Origin of the sequence: Porphyromonas sp. CAG:1061 (assembly GCF_000435035.1) — a bacterium.
Taxonomy (GTDB): Bacteria; Bacteroidota; Bacteroidia; order Bacteroidales; family Porphyromonadaceae; genus Porphyromonas_A; species Porphyromonas_A somerae.
Genome location: NZ_HF988935.1, coordinates 1 through 4,415 on the forward strand (window position 1 = coordinate 1; position 4,415 = coordinate 4,415).

4 protein-coding genes and 1 pseudogene are annotated in these 4,415 nt (G+C 48.2%); all 5 read left to right on the plus strand.

Annotation, left to right across the window (positions count from 1 at the left end; all coding sequences use genetic code 11):
- The first annotated feature begins 217 nt into the window (after positions 1–217).
- Entirely contained in the window at positions 218–643 is a 426-nt protein-coding gene (locus QVO39_RS07110; RefSeq protein WP_021903595.1) for a hypothetical protein, read from the plus strand.
- A 216-nt stretch (positions 644–859) separates the two neighbouring features.
- Positions 860–1,603, plus strand: a complete 744-nt coding sequence (locus QVO39_RS07115) for an MlaE family ABC transporter permease (RefSeq protein WP_021903596.1) — start codon at positions 860–862, stop codon at positions 1,601–1,603.
- A 6-nt stretch (positions 1,604–1,609) separates the two neighbouring features.
- Positions 1,610–2,338 (plus strand): ABC transporter ATP-binding protein, encoded by a 729-nt coding sequence (locus QVO39_RS07120; protein WP_021903597.1) that lies wholly within the window; start codon positions 1,610–1,612, stop codon positions 2,336–2,338.
- 12 nt (positions 2,339–2,350) lie between these two features.
- Complete coding sequence (locus QVO39_RS07125) at positions 2,351–4,066, plus strand: glutamine--tRNA ligase/YqeY domain fusion protein (protein ID WP_021903598.1); 1,716 nt, start codon at positions 2,351–2,353, stop codon at positions 4,064–4,066.
- A 6-nt stretch (positions 4,067–4,072) separates the two neighbouring features.
- A pseudogene (locus tag QVO39_RS07130) lies at positions 4,073–4,415 on the plus strand (peptidylprolyl isomerase); the annotation flags it as partial.

The following is a 4,415-nucleotide window of genomic DNA, read 5'->3' on the forward strand; positions in this document are numbered from 1 at the left end:
ACGAAGACCATCAGCCCCCTTATTTGTGGTATCGATTTATCCGTGGATGTTAATTATGAACACAGAGTAACAGTCTCCTTATTCATAAATACCCCGATAAATACCACTTACAAGACTATTCTAATGAGTAACCCTGACGTTAGAGCTGGTTCTAGGATAGGAATGTATGGTTTTTTCGTATCTTTGTTGTATCTATCCCTATTGATAGAGTCTGTTTATGACTGGTCGTATTATCAAGATTATTCCCCTGTTCCTCCTCCTTTGGCTGACGGTATCTGGCTGTAGCTCTCTGGATGAGTATTACAATAAGGGGAAAAGAGTCCACAAGAGCGTCACTTCTCTAGAGTTGGGAATGACAAAGTCAGAGGTGCTGAAGGTCATGCGGTATGGGCCCGACTTTGTCAATAAGGAGGCACTGGACGAGGGTGTGCGTGAGATTTTAGTCTATCGAGGTTCTTATCAGCCGTACGGATGGATGAGTGAGCCTGTCCCGATGGTCTATCACTTGGTGATTGAGAATGGCGTGCTGGTGGTTGTAGACTCCGACAAGGACTACGAGCAGATACATATCAATGAGCGTCGGCGCTACGAGGAAGCGCAGAAAGAGGCACTGAAAGAGGCGGAGAAGAAAAAGGCGGAATAGCGGCTCTCCTCATTACCATATACATTATGGAAGGGAATGTTGCACAAAGTGCCGTTCTCGCCTGTAGCAGCAGATATACGAGTTCTCAAAGTAGCGATATAATCAAAGTAACCCCTGCTTTGATTCGCAGGTGGTACTTGTCAGTTGTCTCTAAATTGGTATCTTTGTGGGTATTAAGTTTTTGATGATTAGTGATAGGTATTGACTTGATATCAGATGGGTATAGCTCTTGAACGCATAGGTAGTTACGTACAATTACTGAGGGAGGTTTTTAAGCGTCCCCAGCGCCATCGTATGTTTCTTCGCGAGCTGATTCGCGAAGTGTATGTGCAGGGCGTTGGCTCCATTTGGATCGTGGTATTGGTCTCTTTCTTTCTAGGAGCTGTACTGACGATGCAATTGGGGATCAATATGAGCCACCCATTGATCCCAAAGTTCACAATCGGGTATGCCACTCGCGAGATTGTACTCTTGGAGTTTTCGAGCACCATTATGTGTATGATCTTAGCTGGCAAGTGTGGCAGTAGCATTGCGAGCGAAATTGGCACAATGCGGATTACCGAGCAGCTGGATGCGATGGATATCATGGGAGTAAATTCGGCCAACTATGTGATTCTCCCCAAGATCATTGGCATGATGATCTTTGTGCCAGTATTGGTCATGATTAGTATGCTTGTCGGCTTGGGGGGTGGTTACTTGGCTTGTCTGCTTTCGTCCAATATCCCCATAAGTCAGTTTGAGTCTGGGCTTCAGCTTTTCTTTAAGCCCTATAATATCTTTTACTCGGTGGTGAAGAGTCTCTTTTATGTCTTCTTTATTGCCTCTATCGCTTCCTACTTTGGGTATAATGTGCGTGGAGGAGCGTTGGAGGTGGGACGTGCCAGTACCAAGGCTGTGGTGATGAGCAATGTGGCAATACTGATTTGTGACCTCGCCCTCACCCAATTAATGCTGATGTAGAGCGGTATGATAGAGGTGCGTGATCTACATATGAGCTTTGGGCATAAAGAGGTGCTGAAGGGGGTGAATGCTACCTTCAATCCTGGTGAGTGCTCCTTGATCATTGGCAAGTCGGGAGTAGGCAAGACGGTATTGATGAAGTGCGTCATTGGACTACTGGAGCCGACTAAGGGGCGGGTGCTCTATGACGACATTGAGCTACAGACCCTATCTCCAGAGGAGACGCGCCTATTGCGTCAGAAGGTGGGGATGCTCTTTCAAAACTCTGCTCTCTTTGATAGCATGAATGTGATGGAGAATGTGCTCTATCCGCTAGATATGTTTTCGGATGAAAAGGGAGCAAGTAGGCGAGCAAGGGCTAAAGAGTGCTTGGAGCGTGTGCAGCTCTATGATGCTCGCTACAAGTATCCAGGGGAGATCAGTGGAGGAATGAAAAAGCGGGTGGCGATCGCTCGTGCCATTGCACTAAGGCCAAGCTACCTATTTTGCGATGAGCCAACGAGTGGTCTGGACCCAGAAACCTCCAAGATGATAGACATATTGTTGCGGGAGATAACACTAGAGGATCAGATGACCACCATTGTCAATACCCATGATATGAATTCGGTGGCAAATATCGGAGACCATGTGCTATTTGTGCATGACGGAAATATATGGTGGGAGGGGAAAGGAAAGGACATTGAAAAATCAGACGACGAGGTGCTCAAAAACTTCGTCTTCATCAGTAAGTTGTAGAGAATATAGATTATGAATAAGGATGTGAAGCCTACTGGGGCAGAAAAGAGTGCGACTGAGAAGTCACTCAACTTTATTGAGCAAATCGTGGAGGAGGATATTCGGAATGGACTCAATGGAGGTCGTATCCAGACGAGGTTTCCACCCGAGCCCAATGGTTACCTCCATATAGGACATGCCAAGGCGGTATGCATTGACTTTGGGATTGCGGAGAAGTACAATGGTGTTTGTAACCTGAGGTTCGATGATACCAATCCTGTGAAGGAGGAGACGGAGTATATTGAGGCAATCAAAGAGGATATCCATTGGCTCGGATTTGAGTGGGGCAATATCTACTATGCTTCGGACTACTTCCAGGACCTATACGACTTTGCTATCCGCTTGATTAAGGAGGGGCACGCCTATGTGGATGAGCAGACTTCCGAGCAGATAGCAGCTCAAAAGGGAACCCCTACCCAGCCAGGCACCCACAGTCCCTATCGTGATCGGCCTGCAGAGGAGAGCTTGGAGCTATTTGAGAAGATGCGACACGGAGAGATCCCCGAGGGGGCGATGGTGCTACGTGCCAAAATCGATATGGCCAACCCTAACATGCACTTCCGTGACCCTGTTATTTACCGTGTGATTCACCACCCACACCACCGCACAGGTAAGGAGTGGAGTGCCTATCCTATGTACGACTTTGCCCACGGGCAGAGCGACTACTTCGAGGGCGTAACGCATTCTATCTGTACGCTCGAGTTTGTGGTGCACCGCCCTCTCTACGATTACCTAGTGGAGCTACTCAAGACAGATGAGTACCGACCACATCAGTACGAGTTTAATCGCCTCAATCTTACCTACACGATGATGAGCAAGCGTAAGTTGATGGAGCTAGTGACAAGAGGTCTGGTACACGGTTGGGACGACCCACGTATGCCTACCCTTGTGGGGCTACGTCGGAGAGGCTATACCCCTAGGAGCATCCGCAACTTTATTGATATGATAGGGTACACCAAGTACGATGGCACCGTCGATATGGCGATGCTAGAGAGCGCTGTGCGTGAGGATCTAAATAAGGTGGCCGATAGAGCTGCCGTGGTGATGGATCCTATCAAGCTAGTGATTACCAATTACCCCGAAGGGCAAGAGGAGCAGATGAGAGTGCTCAATAATCCTGAGGCAGAGACACCTGAGTATCACGAGATCACCTTTGGCCGTGAGCTATGGATCGAGCGTGAGGACTTTATGGAGGATGCTCCAAAGAAGTACTTCCGGCTCACCCCTGGCCAGGAGGTGCGACTGAGAGGTGCCTATATCATTGAGTGTACTGGCTGCAAAAAGGATGAGGAAGGCCGTGTAGTGGAGGTTTATGCTACCTACGATCCCGAGAGCAAATCGGGAATGCCCAATGCCAATCGTAAGGTAAAGGGAACCATCCACTGGGTAAGCACCGCTCACGCTCTTCCTGTAGAGCTAAGGATGTACGACCGCCTCTTTATGGTGGAGGACCCTGCATCGGCCGATGCTGAAGACCTTGCCGAGCTGATCAATCCAGATAGCGAGCAGATTATCCCTGTGGCTTATGCCGAGGATTGGCTTCGTGATGTGCAGCCTGAGCAACACTTCCAATTTGTCCGCAAGGGCTACTTTACAGTTGATAAGGATAGCACTCCAGATAAGTTGGTATTCAATCAAACAGTTGGTCTGCGTGATGCGTGGGCAAAGAAAAATGCAAGTAAGAAATAAGTAGTTATGAATAAAAGTGTTATAACCTCGGTGATCTCTGTGGTTGCCTTTCTCTCACTCTTGGGAGCTTTTGCACCAAAGGTCTATGCCCAAAGTAGAGCCAATGTAGTGGATGAAGTGGCGTGGGTGATCGGCGACGAGACCATCCTTCTCTCCGATATTGAGCGTCAGCGTCTCTACTACGAGTCTACGGGTCAACGTATGGAGGGCAATGCCCGCTGTATCATTCCTGAGCAGATGGCGATACAAAAGCTATTCCTTAATCAGGCACAAATAGATAGTGTCTACCCCAATGAGCAGATGGTCACAGCAGCAGTTAATCAGTGGCTTGATGCAGTGGTCAATGAGG

Excerpts from the sequence above, each read along its gene's own strand:
- QVO39_RS07110 (WP_021903595.1), top strand. The coding sequence starts at position 218 with ATGACTGGTCGTATTATCAAGATTATTCCCCTGTTCCTCCTCCTTTGG.
- QVO39_RS07115 (WP_021903596.1), top strand. The coding sequence starts at position 860 with ATGGGTATAGCTCTTGAACGCATAGGTAGTTACGTACAATTACTGAGG.
- QVO39_RS07120 (WP_021903597.1), top strand. The coding sequence starts at position 1,610 with ATGATAGAGGTGCGTGATCTACATATGAGCTTTGGGCATAAAGAGGTG.
- QVO39_RS07125 (WP_021903598.1), top strand. The coding sequence starts at position 2,351 with ATGAATAAGGATGTGAAGCCTACTGGGGCAGAAAAGAGTGCGACTGAG.